Annotated in this window: 14 protein-coding genes; 3 read left to right on the top strand and 11 right to left on the bottom strand. The window is 65.1% G+C overall.

The window, feature by feature from the left end; translation table 11 throughout:
* Position 1: 1 nt before the first annotated feature.
* Together gatC and LFT47_RS06840 are read right to left on the bottom strand one after the other, a co-directional pair.
* Positions 2 to 298 carry an Asp-tRNA(Asn)/Glu-tRNA(Gln) amidotransferase subunit GatC gene (gene gatC / locus LFT47_RS06845; protein WP_078105822.1) on the bottom strand — a complete coding sequence of 99 codons (297 nt, stop codon included), beginning with the start codon at positions 296 to 298 and terminating at the stop codon, positions 2 to 4.
* Between the two features lie 137 nt (positions 299 to 435).
* Entirely contained in the window at positions 436 to 1,854 is a 1,419-nt protein-coding gene (locus LFT47_RS06840; RefSeq protein WP_236816476.1) for a CitMHS family transporter, read from the bottom strand.
* A 226-nt stretch (positions 1,855 to 2,080) separates the two neighbouring features.
* Here LFT47_RS06840 and LFT47_RS06835 point away from each other — a divergent pair, with 226 nt between their 5' ends.
* Both LFT47_RS06835 and LFT47_RS06830 read left to right on the top strand, forming a co-directional pair.
* A complete protein-coding gene (locus tag LFT47_RS06835) occupies positions 2,081 to 3,895 on the top strand; it encodes a sensor histidine kinase (protein ID WP_236816474.1) in 1,815 nt (604 codons plus the stop codon).
* Positions 3,895 to 4,569: a response regulator gene (locus LFT47_RS06830; protein WP_236816472.1), complete on the top strand. Its 675-nt coding sequence runs from the start codon at positions 3,895 to 3,897 to the stop codon at positions 4,567 to 4,569. Before LFT47_RS06835 ends, LFT47_RS06830 begins: the two co-directional genes overlap by 1 nt.
* 77 nt (positions 4,570 to 4,646) lie before the next feature.
* On the opposite strand, the gene LFT47_RS06825 is transcribed toward LFT47_RS06830, so the two are convergent.
* Positions 4,647 to 5,027, bottom strand: coding sequence for a RidA family protein (locus tag LFT47_RS06825; RefSeq protein ID WP_184736138.1), 381 nt, complete (start codon positions 5,025 to 5,027; stop codon positions 4,647 to 4,649).
* Positions 5,028 to 5,084: 57 nt separating this feature from the next.
* Complete coding sequence (locus LFT47_RS06820) at positions 5,085 to 5,597, bottom strand: GNAT family N-acetyltransferase (RefSeq protein WP_236816470.1); 513 nt, start codon at positions 5,595 to 5,597, stop codon at positions 5,085 to 5,087.
* Between the two features lie 297 nt (positions 5,598 to 5,894).
* Here LFT47_RS06820 and LFT47_RS06815 point away from each other — a divergent pair, with 297 nt between their 5' ends.
* Complete coding sequence (locus LFT47_RS06815) at positions 5,895 to 7,244, top strand: LLM class flavin-dependent oxidoreductase (RefSeq protein WP_236816469.1); 1,350 nt, start codon at positions 5,895 to 5,897, stop codon at positions 7,242 to 7,244.
* A 91-nt stretch (positions 7,245 to 7,335) separates the two neighbouring features.
* Here the strand turns inward: LFT47_RS06815 and LFT47_RS06810 are convergent, their stop codons facing one another.
* The 7 genes from LFT47_RS06810 to LFT47_RS06780 form a co-directional block, all read right to left on the bottom strand.
* Complete coding sequence (locus LFT47_RS06810) at positions 7,336 to 8,163, bottom strand: inositol monophosphatase family protein (RefSeq protein ID WP_236816468.1); 828 nt, start codon at positions 8,161 to 8,163, stop codon at positions 7,336 to 7,338.
* Positions 8,160 to 10,418: an NAD-dependent DNA ligase LigA gene (gene ligA, locus LFT47_RS06805; protein WP_442863442.1), complete on the bottom strand. Its 2,259-nt coding sequence runs from the start codon at positions 10,416 to 10,418 to the stop codon at positions 8,160 to 8,162. The genes LFT47_RS06810 and ligA overlap by 4 nt, the downstream gene beginning before the upstream one ends.
* Positions 10,419 to 10,474: 56 nt before the next feature.
* The gene (locus LFT47_RS06800; RefSeq protein ID WP_236816466.1) at positions 10,475 to 11,110 is read right to left on the bottom strand and encodes a hypothetical protein; all 636 of its coding nucleotides are present in this window, start codon (positions 11,108 to 11,110) and stop codon (positions 10,475 to 10,477) included.
* A gap of 144 nt (positions 11,111 to 11,254) precedes the next feature.
* Positions 11,255 to 12,013 carry a PP2C family protein-serine/threonine phosphatase gene (locus tag LFT47_RS06795; RefSeq protein WP_442863441.1) on the bottom strand — a complete coding sequence of 253 codons (759 nt, stop codon included), beginning with the start codon at positions 12,011 to 12,013 and terminating at the stop codon, positions 11,255 to 11,257.
* Entirely contained in the window at positions 12,013 to 13,176 is a 1,164-nt protein-coding gene (locus LFT47_RS06790) for an adenylate/guanylate cyclase domain-containing protein (protein ID WP_236816464.1), read from the bottom strand. The genes LFT47_RS06795 and LFT47_RS06790 overlap by 1 nt, the downstream gene beginning before the upstream one ends.
* On the bottom strand, positions 13,166 to 13,801 hold the full coding sequence (locus tag LFT47_RS06785) for a PH domain-containing protein (protein WP_236816463.1): 636 nt from the start codon (positions 13,799 to 13,801) through the stop codon (positions 13,166 to 13,168). Before LFT47_RS06785 ends, LFT47_RS06790 begins: the two co-directional genes overlap by 11 nt.
* Positions 13,794 to 14,702: a biotin--[acetyl-CoA-carboxylase] ligase gene (locus LFT47_RS06780; protein WP_236816462.1), complete on the bottom strand. Its 909-nt coding sequence runs from the start codon at positions 14,700 to 14,702 to the stop codon at positions 13,794 to 13,796. Before LFT47_RS06780 ends, LFT47_RS06785 begins: the two co-directional genes overlap by 8 nt.
* Positions 14,703 to 14,711: the final 9 nt, after the last annotated feature.

Genomic DNA, 14,711 nt, shown 5'->3' with positions numbered 1-14,711 from the left:
CTTAGTCCTCATCCAGGATTGCCGGAACCTTGAAGCGGCCCTCGAAGGAATCCGGAGCCCCGGACAACGCCTGCTCGGCCGTGAAGGTGTGGCCCACGACGTCCTCACGGAACACGTTGCTCAAAGGAATCGGGTGGGACGTAGCCGGGACATCGTCCCCGGCAGCTTCGCTGACGGACTTCACCGAGTCCACGATGACGGCAAGCTCGCCGGCCATCCTGTCCAGCTCTTCGGCACTCATTTCAATGTGAGCCAGACGCGCAAGATGCGCGACGTCGTCACGGTTGATCGCAGCCATGGATCTCCCCTGCAAAGTTCAAATGGTTTTCCGGACTAGTCTACGTGGCTTGGACGACGAACAACGCGGGGTCACTTACGGCCCATCCGGAGGTCCGGAATGGGCCGTAAGTGACCCCGCGTTGCTTGATTGGTTTGTCACCCGATGCCGATGGCTCCTGTCAGCATGCCGACTGCGAGCATGACGACGGAGATGACCGCCGTGCGCCACAGGACCTTCTTGTGGTGGTCTCCCAGTTCAACCTTCGCCAGGGACACCAGCAGCAGGATCGCCGGGACCAGGGGGCTCTGGAGGTGGAAGGGCTGGCCGGTGATGGAAGCGCGCGCCATTTCCGCGCCGCTGATGCCGTAGTGCGCGGCGGTTTCGCTCAGGACCGGCAGGACGCCGAAGTAGAAGGCGTCGTTGCTCATGAAGAACGTCATCGGGATGCTGAGCAGGCCGGTGATGACGGCCATGAACGGACCCATCTCGGCGGGGATGATGTGGACCAGCCACGCCGACATCTCTTTGACCATGCCGGTGCCGTTGAGGACACCCGTGAGGACAGCTGCAGCCATGACCATGCTGACCACGGCCACGATGGACGGTGCGTGGGCCACCAGCTGCGCGCCCTGTTCCCTGACCTTGGGGAAGTTCACCAACAGGGCAATCGCGGAACCCACCATGAAGACGTACGGCAGCGGCACCAGGTTGGCCACGAGCATCACCATGACAGCGACCGTCAATCCGAGGTTGAACCAGAAGAGCTTCGGGCGCAGGGTCTTGCGGTGGGGATCGAGCGCGGTGGCGGTCAAGCCGGTGTCGGCGAGGTCAACAAGGGTTTCAGTGCGTTCCAGGACCACGACGCCGGAGCCTCCGCGGGTGCCAGTACCGCCGCGGTGCGTCCCGCCGTCGAACACGTCACCGGCGTCGGCGACGTCGCCCCAGATCTCGGGAGCCGTCGCGCGGAGGCGGTTGCGTTCCTGCAGGCCCAAGAGCCAGGAGAACACGAACACGACGACGAGGCCCGCAATGAGGGACGGCACCATGGGAACAAACACGTCGTTGACATCGACCTTGAGGGCGGTGGCGGCGCGGGCTGTGGGGCCACCCCACGGCAGGATGTTCATGGTGCCGTTGGCCAGGCCGGCCACGCAGGTCAGGACCACGGGGCTCATCTTCAAACGGAGGTACACGGGCAGCATCGCCGCGGTGGTGAGGATGAAGGTGGTGGAGCCGTCGCCGTCGAGCGATACCGCAGCAGCGAGGATGGCGGTGCCCAGGACGACTTTGGCGGGGTCGTTGCCCAGCTTGCGGAGGATGAACTTCACCAGTGGGTCGAATAGGCCGACGTCGATCATGAGTCCGAAGTACACGATCGCGAACATCAGGAGGGCGGCCGTGGACGTCATGGACTTCATCGAGTCCATCACCATGCTTCCGATGCCGAGGCCGGCGCCGGCAAACAGGCCGAAGATGGTGGGAACGATGATCAGCGCCAGAACGGGCGTCAACTTCTTTGTCATGATCAGGACCATGAACACCGCAATCATTGCGAATCCAAGCAATACCAGCACAGCCGGCTCCTTACTACAGTGAACGGCATCACGTCGATGTGATGCGCGATACAGAACGTATAGTGGCGACGCTCCCGGCGGGGCGTTTGTGGGATTTGATGGACATAGTGCTGATTGAGAGCATTTTGCTCATTGTGCTCAATGCTTCAATGGAGAGGTAGAAGTAGAAACACAGCGCCGCTGCTGCCCCGCTCCAGCCGGCCAATCCCAGCCGGAAGGAGGCAGGATGCCCAGGCTTGCCCTGCGGTTCTCGACCCAGACCCTGCTCCTCCAGCTCGGCGTCGTCCTCCTGGTGGTGCTGCTCAGCGGTACCGTCCATGCGTGGCTCGTCTATGGGCGGATCGGCACAGAGGCGGAGAACCAGGCGCTGACTTTGGCTCGAACGGTGGCCTCGGATCCGGTGATCCGTTCCCAGGTCGAAGCCATCAGCAAAGAATCGGGAACCCCGCCCGCTGCCGTTCTCGCGGGCGGCCCCATCCAAGCCGCCGCCGAGTCTGCCCGGAGCCGCACTGGTGCTTTGTTCGTGGTGGTCACGGACGAGACCGGCCTGCGGCTGGCGCACCCGGACCAGGCCCGGCTCGGCGAACGGGTCAGCACCGACCCCTCGGATGCCCTCTCCGGGAAGGAAGTCACCACCCGGAACACCGGAACCTTGGGGCCGTCCGCGGGTGCCAAAGTTCCGGTGTACGCACCAGGTTCCGCAGCGACTCCAGGTACCGCAGCGACGGTGGTGGGCGAAATCAGCGTCGGCTACTCCATGGAGTCGCTCGGCCAAAGCCTTGCCGAGGACATCGTCCCGATTGCCCTGACCGCGGCGGGCTCCCTGATTGCAGGCGTCCTGGCGTCGTTCCTCCTGCGTCGTCGATTGCAACGCCTGACCTTGGGCCTCGAACCCGAAGAAATCAGTACCCTGGTGCATGACCAGGTAGCCGTGCTTCAAGGCGTGGACGACGGCGTGATCGGCATTTCCGCCGATGGCCGCATCACCGTCTTCAATGCCGCGGCGAGGCGGCTGCTCGGCATGCCGGAAGGCTCAGGAACTCCTGGCTCCCCCGCCACCTCCGGCTCCACCGATGGACATGTCCTGACCGGCACCGACTGGGCCGACGCTGCCGTCCCAGCGCAGCTCAAGGCCCTCACTCAACCCTCCGCGCACGACGCCGAGGCCGTGGAAATCGTGGCAGGTGGCCGGGTCTTGGTTGCCAACGCCCGCAAGGCGCTGCACCGCAAGGAGGATCTCGGCTGGGTGGTCATGCTCAGGGACCGCACCGAGCTCCAGGAGCTGACGCGCCAGCTCGACGCCGTAGGCACCATGTCCGCCGCGCTCCGGGCCCAACGCCACGAATTCGCGAACCAGCTCCATACGATCGCCGGCTTCATGAGCATCGGCCAGCACGGCCAGGCCAAGGACTACCTCGCCAGGATCTCCGCCACGGGCCCCCTGAAGTTTCCCGTCCAGCAAGCCGAGCTCCTCCAGGATCCGTATTTGCAGGCCTTCGTCGGCGCGAAGAGCGTGGAAGCGGACGAACGGGGGGTGGCGTTGCGGATCGGCCCCGAGACCTTGGTGCGGGAGCACGTCACCGAGCCGCAGGACGTCACCACGGTGCTCGGCAACCTGATCGACAACGCCGTCAACGCCGCCGTCGCCGGCTCTTCGACGCAACGCTGGGTGGAACTTGAGCTGCTCGATGAACCGGGGCCCGACGGCGGCACGCTGCACATCGTCGTCGCGGACTCCGGCGACGGCCTCGGCGGCATCGAGCCCGAAAGGGTTTTCGTGGAAGGATTCACGACGGCGGAGGCCGCCGACGGCGGGATCGCCAGGGCCGGCGGGCAGGGGCTCGGCCTCGCGCTGGTCCGGCAACTCGCCCGGCGTCGCGGTGGCGACGTGCGTGTCCTGGAACCGGGCTCGCCCGGCGGCCCTGGCGCCGTCTTCATGGCCACGATGCCGGGCGTGACGGGCACGCCGGGCGATGCCGCACTGGCAGAACCGTCCCCACAGGCCAAACCACCCGCAGCCGAACGCAAGGAAGGACACTAGTGAGCGAAGACTTCAGGGTGTTGATCGTGGATGACGATTTCCACGTCGCCAAGCTCCATGCCGCCTACGTGGAATCTGTGGCCGGTTTCCTTGCCTTGGCGCCGGTGGGATCCACGGCGCAGGCGCTACAGTCCGTGCATAGCCTTCGGCCGGACCTCGTGTTGCTGGACGTTTATCTGCCGGACGGTTCGGGCCTGGATCTTCTGGGCCAACTCGATGTGGATGCCATGATGCTGACGGCAGCGTCCGACGCCGTGTCCATCAGGACAGCCCTGCGCCGCGGGGCTTTGGCGTATCTGCTGAAACCGTTCACAGCTGAATCTCTGTCGCAGCAACTGCGTTCATATGCCAGATACCGGCGGATCCTTGGCCGCCAACATGCCGTGGACCAGGACACGATCGAACGGGCCAAGCGGGCGCTCGTCGCCGGTGACGTGGCGCCGTCGGGAAAGCCCCGTTCGGCGACCGAAGCGTCCGTACTGGATTCCTTGGCACCGGGGGAACAATACTCGGCCACGGAAGTGGCCGAACGGGTGGGCGTCTCGCGCGCCACGGCGCAACGGTACCTGTCCTCGCTCGCCGATGATGGCGCCGTCGAGATCCAGCTGCGTTACGGCAGCACCGGCCGCCCCGAGCACCGCTACGGCGTCCCCGCGCGGCTCTCCCCCAAGTAGCAGCCCACCCAACTGACTCGCAGTAGATGTCGTTATGAGGCGTCAAAACGACATCTACTGCGAGTCAGTTGGGCTGCTTAGGCGCTCTTCTGGGCTACCAGTTCGATTTCGACCAGCATTTCCGGGTCGAGGAACGGCAGGACGTGGACCAGGGAAAGGGTGGGACGGATCTCGCCGAAGACCTCGCCGTGTGCGCGGCCGGCGTCTTCCCACTTGCTGATGTCGGTCAGGTAGAGCTTGGACTGCACGACGTCCTCGTAAGAGAACCCGGCGTCAGCCAGGACCGCTTCGAGCTTTTCGAGGATGTATTTGGTCTGCGAGTAGAAGTCATCGCCGACGATGCCATCGGGGCCGCTGGCCGCCGTGGCCGAAATGAAGAGCGTGTTGTCCACCTGGACCGCCCGGGAGTATCCAAGTGTCTGTTCCCAGACCGAACCCGTGCCGAATGTCTTGCGCATGCCGCGCCTTTCTCAGTTTCCGCACCCGGCCCGATAGCCGGGGTTTACGAGGAAACTTTATGGCTGGCGGACATCCTGCCGGTAAACGAACAGCTTTATGTCGGTCCCGGGTACGAACCAGTCGCGCTCGGGCTCCCGCTCGAATCCGGTCTTGGCGTAGAGGGCATTGGCGCTTTCCCACGTGGCGCCTGTGGTGAGGGAAACGGCGTTGATGCCATCCATGGAACGGGCTTGGTCGACTACTGCCTGGACGAGGGCGCGGCCTGCGCCCGAGCGCTGAACCTCCGGATCAACCACCAAGGTGCGCATTTCGAGTTCGTCAGGAAGGCCAATGTCCGAAAAGTCGCCCCCGGCCCTGGCCGACGTGACGGAGCCGATAACCCGGCCATCGCGCTCAGCGACGAAAACGTCGGCATACCGGGCGCGGCCGGCCACATCGCGCAGCTTCTCCAAGTACGGGTGATCCGGGCTGCCGTAGTAGCCAGCGGTCACGTAAGACGCCATCGTGACTCGGGCGACGGCGTCGTAGTCTTCGGGCAGGGCGGGACGGACGGTAATCTGCGAATGCACTGATCCATGGTAGTCGGGTCCGCAGGGGCCGGGGTGCAAAAGCGGCGTTTCCGTGACCGAACTATCACCCGGGACCCGGCGCTCGCTCAGATATCAGTGAGCGAGCGTCGGAGGAACACCCCACATTGGTGAGCGAGCATCGGGGCGCCTCAACATTGCTTCGCGTGGCGCCGGATTGAGTCCGGTTTCGGGTTGTGAAGCCCGGTTTCGGGTTGTTGCGGGAAGGTTTCGCGATGCTGGCGCAGGGCCGGTGCCGCGTGGTTGATTGGCAGCCAGGACACAACGAAAGGACTTCCCATGAGCCCGCAGCAACGCACACTCCACCTCAACGCATTCCTCATGAGCACCGGCCACCACGAGGCGTCGTGGCGGCTGCCGGAAAGCAACCCGCGCGCCAGCACCGACATCCGGCACTATCAAAACCTCGCACAAATCGCCGAGCGCGGCACATTCGACTCCATCTTCTTCGCCGACTCCCCCGTGATCTTCGGCGACGTCGGACGCCGTCCCGCGGGGAAGCTGGAACCGACGGTGCTGCTCACCGCGATTGCGGCCGCCACCGAAAAGATCGGCCTCATCGCCACGGCGTCCACCACGTACAACGACCCTTTCAACTTGGCCCGTCGCTTCGCTTCGGTTGACTTCGTGAGCGGCGGGAGGGCCGGCTGGAACGTGGTGACCACAGCCGGACCGGAAGCTGCGCGGAACTTCGGCATAGACGATCAGCCTGCCCATGCGACCCGCTATGAACGGGCAGCCGAGTTCCTGGAAGTGGCCGCGAAGCTCTGGGACAGCTGGGAGGATGACGCCGTGCTTGCGGACAAGGAGGCAGGCGTCTGGGCAGACTCCGCCAAGGTCCGGCCCATCAACCACGCAGGCAAGCACTTCCGCGTCCAAGGGCCGCTCAATGTGCCGCGCTCGCCCCAGGGCCATCCCCTGATCGTCCAGGCAGGCTCCTCCGAGAACGGCAAGGGCCTGGCGGCGAGGTATGCCGAGGCCGTGTTCACCGCCCAACAAACCCTGGAAGATGCCCAGGCGTTCTACGCCGACCTCAAGGCTCGGACCGTCGCACTCGGCCGGGCGGCTGAGAGCATCAAGATCCTGCCGGGAATTGTCCCGGTGATCGCTTCCACGCAAGCCGAAGCGCTGCGCCTGGAACGTGAACTGGATGAGCTGATCCGCCCCGAATATGCGAGGGCCGAGCTGGCCAAGACGCTCCGCGTGAAGCCTGAAGACCTTCCCCTGGACCGTCAGCTTCCCGCGGATCTCCCGGACGAGGACTCGATCCAAGGAGCCAAGAGCCGCTATACCCTCATTGTGGAGCTGGCCCGCCGCGAGAAACTTACGGTGCGCCAGCTGATCGGCAGGCTGGGAGGCGGCCGCGGCCACCTGACCTTCGCGGGAACCCCGGAGCAAGTTGCCGACGCGATCCAGCTGTGGTTCGAAAACGGCGCGGCCGACGGCTTCAACATCATGCCGGCTGTTCTACCGTCAGGTCTCGAGACGTTTGTTGACCAGGTGGTGCCGGTGCTGCGCCAACGAGGTCTGTTCCGCACTGAATACACCGGCAGAACGCTGCGGGAACACTACGGTTTGGAACGCCCTGCCAACCGGTTCTCAGCGGTGGGGCCGCTCGCCGGCGCCTGACGGGACTCGGACCCCCGTCGCCCAAAAAGCCAACACAAGCGAGCGAGCGTCCGCCGAAAACCCAACATAAGTGAGCGAGCGTCGCGCGACCCTAGAGCGGGAACTTGCCCGAGAGCTCAAGGGTTCCCGCGCACGTCCACGCTTCCAAACGGTCCGCGTCTGTGGGTCCGCCGTCCAACGGGCTGGTCAGCCGTGGGCGGCGGACCCAGCAGCCGGCTTCCTCGGCGATCAACGCACCCGCCGCATAGTCGTGTTCGTTGAGCCCGCGCTCCCCGAAGGCGTCGTGGGTTCCATCGGCCACGAGGCAGAGATCCAATGCGGCGGAGCCGAGCCGGCGGAGATCGGCGAAGCCTTCCATGAGGTTCCCGAGCCCGGCGAACTGCTCGGCCCTCGTGGCGGGATCGTAGCTGAACCCCGAGGCCACAATCAGCCCCGTACGGCCGAGCAGCGGTCCGCTCAGTTGGGTGCGTTGCCCGTTCTCTTCAAGCCACGCTCCGTGGCCGCGTGCCGCCGAGTAGATGCGTCCAAGCGCCGGGGCGTTGACGACGCCGGCCAGCCAGACGCCGTCGGCATCGGCAACGGCCACGGACGTGGCGTAGTAGACGATATTCCGGATGAAGTTGGTGGTGCCGTCCAGCGGATCGATGGACCATCGGTAGCCACTGGGCTCCTCGGGCCGCGTGGTGCCGTGCTCTTCGCCCGTGATGGTGTCGTGCGGGCGGGCCGCGGTAATTGCGCCCCGCACAGCGTTCTCCGCCGCGACGTCGAAGGCCGTCACCCAATCGCCGGCGTCACCTTTGTTCACGACGCCGAGGTTCCCCGCCGAGTCGGGGCCCGCAGGCCTGGCCGCGAGCACCTCTGCGCCTGCCGCGGCAGCCGCGTGGGCGACAGCGAGAAGGTCCAAGACATCGGCCGTCATTCGGCGGGGTCCGCTTCCGCCGCGGCAGCGCCAGCCAGGGAAACGGCTGCGTCTTCATCATCCGGAGCCGTTCCGCCGACAGGTTCCAGGACGCCGTCGAGCAATGCCTTGAAGCCGTCCTCGTCCAACACCCGGATGCCAAGCTGCTCTGCTTTGTCCAGCTTGGAGCCTGCGTTCTCCCCGGCCACGACGTAACTGGTGTTCTTGGAAACCGAGCCGGCTGCCTTGCCGCCCCTGATGATGATGGCTTCCTTGGCTTCGTCCCGGCTCAGCGTGGGGAGGGAGCCGGTCACCACGATGGTGAGTCCTTCCAGGTTCCGCTGGATACCGGCGTCGCGTTCGTCAACCATGCGCACACCGGCGGCTGCCCAGCTATCAACGATTTCCTGGTGCCAGTCAACGGCAAACCATTCCTTGAGTGCCGCGGCAATGGTCGGTCCCACCCCGTCGACGTTGGCCAGTTCCTCCTCGGTGGCGGCCCGGATGGCTTCCATGCTCCCCAGGGCCGTGGCCAGGGCGCGGGACGCAGTGGGGCCGACGTGGCGGATGGACAGGGCAACCAGGACGCGCCAGAGGGGTTGCGTCTTGGCTTTCTCAAGTTCCTTGAACAGTTTGTCGGTGGTGGCTGTGGGTTTGGAGGGTGTCTTGGCGGTGGCCTTCGAATAGAAGTAGGGCACCAGTTCGAACGTTCCCGTGCCCACGCCTTTGGAGCGCTTCTCGCGCCGGATGCGGACCTCGGCGAGGTCCTCCGGCTTGAGGCTGAACAACGCCGCCTCGCTGCGCAGGGGTGGAGTTTCCGGTTCGGCGGGCTGGGTGAGGGCTATGGCTGCTTCCCACCCGAGAGCCTCAATGTCGAAGGCGCCCCTGCTCGCCACATGGAAGACACGCTCGCGCAGCTGGGACGGGCAGGACTTCGCGTTGGGGCAGCGGATATCGACGTCGCCTTCCTTCGCCGGAGCCAGGGGCGTGTGGCAGGACGGGCATTCCGTAGGCATCACGAACTCACGCACGGGAGGATCCTGCTGATCGCGCAGGGCCAGTACCGGCCCGACGATCTCAGGAATGACATCTCCGGCCTTCCGCAGAATCACGATGTCGCCGATCATGACGCCCTTGGCCTTGACCACGTCCTGGTTGTGCAGGGTGGCCATCTCCACGGTTGATCCGGCCACCTTGACCGGTTCCATCACCCCGTAGGGAGTGACGCGGCCGGTGCGGCCGACGTTGACCTGGATGTCCAGCAGCTTGGTGTGGACTTCTTCCGGCGGGTACTTGTAGGCAACGGCCCAACGGGGAACCCGCGAGGTGTAACCGAGGGCGCGCTGAGTGGCGAAGTCGTCGATTTTGACCACGATGCCGTCGATCTCGTGCAGGAGGTCGTGCCGGTGTTCACCGAAGTGCTTGATGAAGTCGAGGACCTGCTCGAAGGAGTCCAGGACCTTCAAATAGGGGCTGACCGGCAGGCCCCACTCTTCCAACAGCTTGTACGTTTCCGACTGGCTCGTGGAGTCAAGGCCTTCGCGGGCCCCGATGCCGTGAACGAACATCCGCAAGGGGCGCTTGGCGGTTTCCGCGGGGTCCTTCTGGCGCAGGGAACCCGCCGCGGCGTTGCGGGGATTGGCCAACGGCGCCTTGCCGGCCTCGATCAATGCTTCGTTGAATTGAGCGAATGCCTTGGACGGAATGAAGACTTCGCCCCGGATTTCCACCTCGGACGGAAATCCGCTGCCGCTAAGCTGGCGCGGGATCTCCTTGATGGTGAGCACGTTGTGGGTGATGTCCTCGCCCGTGGTGCCGTCTCCGCGCGTGGCGGCACGTACCAGCTTGCCGTCGCGGTAGAGCAGGTTCACGGCCAGGCCGTCGATCTTCAGCTCCGTCAGCCATGCAATGCGGGAAGCCGCCGTGCCCAGCTTTTCGACCGAAGCCTCAGCCTTGCGGACCCACGCTTCCAACTCGTCCAACGAGAAGACATCCTCCAGGCTGTACATCCGCTGGAGGTGCTCGACGGCGGCGAAAGCGGCCGAAACCTCTCCGCCCACTTCCTGAGTGGGCGAATCGTTGGACACCAGCTCGGGATGCAGCGCCTCGAGCTCCTCCAGGCGCCGATAGAGGGAGTCGAACTCGGCGTCCGAAACAGTCGGCGCATCTTCCTGGTAGTACGCATAGCGGTACTTTCGGACGAGGTCCGCGAGGTTTTCGTACTCTTCCCGTACGGCTTCCGTTGGAACTGCGGTTTCGCTCTCTGCTGTGCTCACGTACCTATCTTGCCGCAAAGCAGCGACAAAATAGGGCCCCGGACGGGAAGCAGGAATCAGTGCGTAAAGCGGTGGCGGCTCCACAAAGCGAAGGCAATGCCGCCGGCCGCGACCAAAAGCACGCCGCCCATGATGGCGATCACGGCGAACATGTCCGAACCCGGCCCTTTGGCATTGCTCACTGAGGCAGCGTGGGTGGCCTTGAGCCCGTCTTGGATGGGGGTATTCCAATTGGACGACGCCGACGGCGAGGCGCTCGCCGTCGGGCTGCCCGACGGAGTCGCCGGGCTCGAGGCCACCGGAGCCTCCGACGGCGCCACGCCGGGTTCCGGTTCCACAGTCACCTGTGTCATGGGTGCCGGTTCAGGCGCGGCAGGTGCAGGCACCGTCGGGGCGGGGGCCACCGGGGCGGGTTGAACCGGCACGACGACGGGTGGCTTGGTGGGTGCGGGATCCACCACTTTCGGCTGGGTCGGTTCAGGCTGTACCGGTGACGGGTCCGGGGCCGGGGCGGGCGAGGTGGGCGAAACTTGTCCTTGCCCGGGAGCGACGACGGTCTCGGCGTGGGCCGAAAGCAATGGGAAAGCGCACATCACCACAGCCATGGCAATGCCCGCAAGGGCAACGGAGAACGGGCGTCGCACGGCGGTACGGGTCGCGCCGCCGGAGCGCGCGGAGGAGCGTTGGGTCATGTTTACCTCTGCAGGACGGCACAGGCCGCCCGGAGTTGGGGTGGTATTGACCGGAATCTTCCTACAAAGTCCGGGCGTGTCGCAAATCGCGTTCCCTAAGATCGTCGACGGCAGGACCCCGTGCCGGTGCCCTTCGGCGTCGTTCTACTCGATCCGGGCATCCACCACAATCGCGCTGACATTGTCCCGTCCGCCACTCAGCAACGCCTCGTGGATGAGGGCATCCACCGCGTCCTGGGGCTTCTCCACGGTGCTCAGGATCCGGAACATGTGCTCGTCGCTCAGCTCCCCGGTGAGTCCGTCCGAGCAGATCAGCATCCGGTCCCCGTCCTGGACGGGCAGCAACCAGAAGTCCGCTTCGTTTTCGCCGCCTGTGCCGAGGGCACGGGTCACGACATGGCGGCGAGGATGCACCGTGGCTTCATCACGGGTGATGCTTCCGGCCTCGACGAGTTCCTGGACTTCCGAATGGTCCACGCTGATCTGCCTGAAATCGCCCCCGCTCAAGCGATACGTGCGCGAATCGCCGATGTTCATGACCAGCCAATACGGGACGCCCATGTGCTCGGCGACAACGACGCCGGTGAGCGTAGTTCCGGCGCGGCCACCCGTAGCATTCCGGATCTGGGAGTCGGCGGCAAGGATGCACTCTTGCAGGGCAACAGCGGTCGCCGAGCGGACTCCCGGCGCCAATTGCGGCATGCTGCCGAGGGTCCGCACACACAGCGCGCTGGCAATCTCGCCCGCCTCATGCCCACCCATGCCGTCGGCCACCGCGAAGACCGGATCCTCCGCGAGGAGCGAATCTTCGTTGAGTTCCCGGCTGAGTCCGCGGTCCGTCCCGTAGCCATAGCTCAACGTGAATCCGTGCTCAGGGGAGGTCACTGCGGAGGGTGAATTCATCAGTCGAGAACCAGTCCCCTGCCGAGTCCGCGGGCAAGCCGGACGGGAAGGATTTCCCCGAAACCGCGAACGTTCTCGGCCGTCTGCGGAACCAGGACGAAGCGTTCGTCCTGGACCAGCGCTGCCGCGGTCATCTCATCCACGAGGACCGTGCCGGGTTCAGCCAAGGCCGTGAGGCGGGCCGCGAGGTTGACAGTGGGGCCGTAAATATCGCCGAGACGGGAAAGGATCCGTCCCCAGACCATGGCGACGCGGGCTTCCGGCAGGATTTCGTCTTCCGTGAAGGCCTGGGCGAGGGCCAAGGAAATCTCAGCGCCGGCGGCCGGCGTCTCGGCGATGTAGAGAACTTCGTCGCCGACGGTCTTGACGAGGCGTCCGCCGCCGATGGAGATAATTTCCGCGCACTTGTTCTCGAAGCGCTGGACCAACTGGGCCAGGGTTTTCTCGTTCATTCGGCGTGACAGGCTCGTGTAGGAGACGAGGTCGGCAAAGCCCACGGCGCGCGCCAAGGGCAAAGGGGCATCGTCTTCGTCCCCTTCGCGGCCGGCTTCGCTGGCCTGAAGACCTGCCTCTGCACGGACGGCCAGGCGCTGCACACCGGCGTTCATCTGGCGCCGCCACGAGTACAGGAGGATCTCTTCCATGGCATCGACGAGGTTGGGCAGTTCATTGACCAACTGTTTGCGGGCAACGGCGTCGGGAATGCCTTGCTGCATGACCATGTCTTCGATGAGGGCCTCGACTTGCCACACCACCATCCGGTCGGTCATCTGGCCGATCGCGCGCGTCACGGAAATGGCGGCTTCCTCGGTGAGCTTTCCTGCGCGGACAAGGTCGAGGATGGTGGAAAGCGCAGCGAGGTCGCGCTCAGTGAACGCGACGTCCTGGTCGCCGAAGTTGGGAAAACCCAGGGCTCGCCACAGCTTGCGGGCAGACAACAGCGAGACACCTGCTCCGGCCGCAACTTCGCGTCGCCGGAGTTTGCGTTCGCCGCCCAGGAGCCTGGTTTCCAGGGCCTTGATGGCAAGCCGTTCTGAAGACAGGGCCCCGGTCGGCGGGGACACGACGGGGAGGACCCCCGTTGGTGCTTGGTCCACGGAAGGTTCGGGCACGGCGTCGGGCTCGTGGTCCATGTACTCAGGCTCCTGCTCGTCAACGCTCATCTCTTCCACCTTCTCTCATATCCCAGGGCAACGCGGCATCCGGGTAGTCAACTGGTCCAGCAAAACTGTCAAAATGGCCGGCCTCCGGCACGGCGCCGGGGCCAAACCTGACATTCGTCGGAAGCTCGGCCATGGCATCCAGGATGAAACTTCGAAACTTGCCGACCTCCGGGACGTCCGCGAGGACGGCCTCGCCGGGGTGCCCGGTATCCAAGGATATATTCCCGGAGCGCAATATCCGTTGGAGCAGCGATTGTTTGATACCCACGCTTCGCACCGCGGCCAGCGGAACCTGCCAGTCGCCCCGGCGAAGCATTCCGAAACGGGCAACTATCCGGCCGCTTGTCAGGATGTACCGTATGCCACGCCAGCGGATGAATCGCGGGAGGCTGTAGCCGAGCAGCACGATCGCCACGATGGCCAGGCACGCGGTGACCAACCATTGGGTCCAGTCGCTCGTGATGACCGGAAGCAACTTGCCCGGTCCGCCCTTGACTATCCAGGCACAGGCGAAGGCGGCCGCAGCGGGGACCAGGATGAACGCCAGGACGGGACCAAAAAGCATCCTGGGCTGCTGCCGCGTGATCACGATGACTTGCTCCCCACGCAGGAGCTCTTTACGCATAACCGCTTTCGGTAGCCCTCAGGTGGACAACGTCGCCGGCGGTCACGACGTGCTCGCGGCCACCATGGTCCACCACTAAAAGGGAACCATATTCATCCAACCTGGACGCATGCCCCACCAATTCGTGGTCGCCGGGCAGATGAGCTTTAACTTCGCGTCCCAAGGTGACCATGACAGCTTCTACCCGCTTGTGCAGGGAGGAGCCGCCGGCCAATCCCGCTGTAGGGTCGCCGTCGGCGTTGCAGAAACTGCGGTACAGCGACGCGAAGCGGGAGAGATAGTTCCGAAGAAGCACGGTGCGGTCCGTGGTGGTGGCACCTTCAAGCAGAAGGGAGGTTGCCGTGGGGACAGGCAATTCATCCTCGCCGAGCGTGACGTTGAGGCCGGTACCCAGGATCACCGCCGGAACCGAGCCGTCGCCCATCGGCCCCATCTGGGCCAGGATGCCGGCGATCTTCCTGCCCCGGACGAGGACGTCGTTGGGCCACTTGATCTCGGCAGGCAGGCCGGCGGTTTCCAGGAGCGTCTCACGCAAGGCCAGCGCACCCAGGAGGGAGAGCCAGGAGTAGCTCTGGGTCGGGACGGGCAGGCCTTCGGAATTCACGGGGCGCAGGACGATCGAAACGGAAATCGCCGAACGTGCGGGAGATTCCCAATGACGGTCGAGCCGGCCCCGCGCCGCCGTCTGGTGCTCGGCGGTGAGGACTGCGAGGTCGGACCATTCCTTGGGCTCGGTGGTGACGGCGCGCAGCAGATCGGCGTTCGTGGAGCCGGTGGTCTCCACGATCTTCAATTGCGAAATACCGGTGGCCGCGAGGAAGTCGGGATGAAGCAGGGCATCACGGTCCAGGCCCGGGCGCGGGGCACGTGGTTCGGTGCTGGCAGGCTGTTCGGCATCCATAGACAGAAT

The organism is Arthrobacter sp. FW306-2-2C-D06B, from assembly GCF_021789175.1.
Lineage (GTDB): Bacteria > Actinomycetota > Actinomycetes > Actinomycetales > Micrococcaceae > Arthrobacter.
Note: the sequence above shows the minus strand (reverse complement) of the source record. Positions and strands in the feature narration are given on the sequence as shown.

Excerpts from the sequence above, each read along its gene's own strand:
- gatC (WP_078105822.1), bottom strand. The coding sequence starts at position 298 with ATGGCTGCGATCAACCGTGACGACGTCGCGCATCTTGCGCGTCTGGCT.
- LFT47_RS06835 (WP_236816474.1), top strand. The coding sequence starts at position 2,081 with ATGCCCAGGCTTGCCCTGCGGTTCTCGACCCAGACCCTGCTCCTCCAG.
- LFT47_RS06825 (WP_184736138.1), bottom strand. The coding sequence starts at position 5,027 with ATGCGCAAGACATTCGGCACGGGTTCGGTCTGGGAACAGACACTTGGA.
- LFT47_RS06815 (WP_236816469.1), top strand. The coding sequence starts at position 5,895 with ATGAGCCCGCAGCAACGCACACTCCACCTCAACGCATTCCTCATGAGC.
- LFT47_RS06810 (WP_236816468.1), bottom strand. The coding sequence starts at position 8,163 with ATGACGGCCGATGTCTTGGACCTTCTCGCTGTCGCCCACGCGGCTGCC.
- LFT47_RS06800 (WP_236816466.1), bottom strand. The coding sequence starts at position 11,110 with ATGACCCAACGCTCCTCCGCGCGCTCCGGCGGCGCGACCCGTACCGCC.
- LFT47_RS06795 (WP_442863441.1), bottom strand. The coding sequence starts at position 12,013 with ATGAATTCACCCTCCGCAGTGACCTCCCCTGAGCACGGATTCACGTTG.
- LFT47_RS06790 (WP_236816464.1), bottom strand. The coding sequence starts at position 13,176 with ATGAGCGTTGACGAGCAGGAGCCTGAGTACATGGACCACGAGCCCGAC.
- LFT47_RS06785 (WP_236816463.1), bottom strand. The coding sequence starts at position 13,801 with ATGCGTAAAGAGCTCCTGCGTGGGGAGCAAGTCATCGTGATCACGCGG.
- LFT47_RS06780 (WP_236816462.1), bottom strand. The coding sequence starts at position 14,702 with ATGGATGCCGAACAGCCTGCCAGCACCGAACCACGTGCCCCGCGCCCG.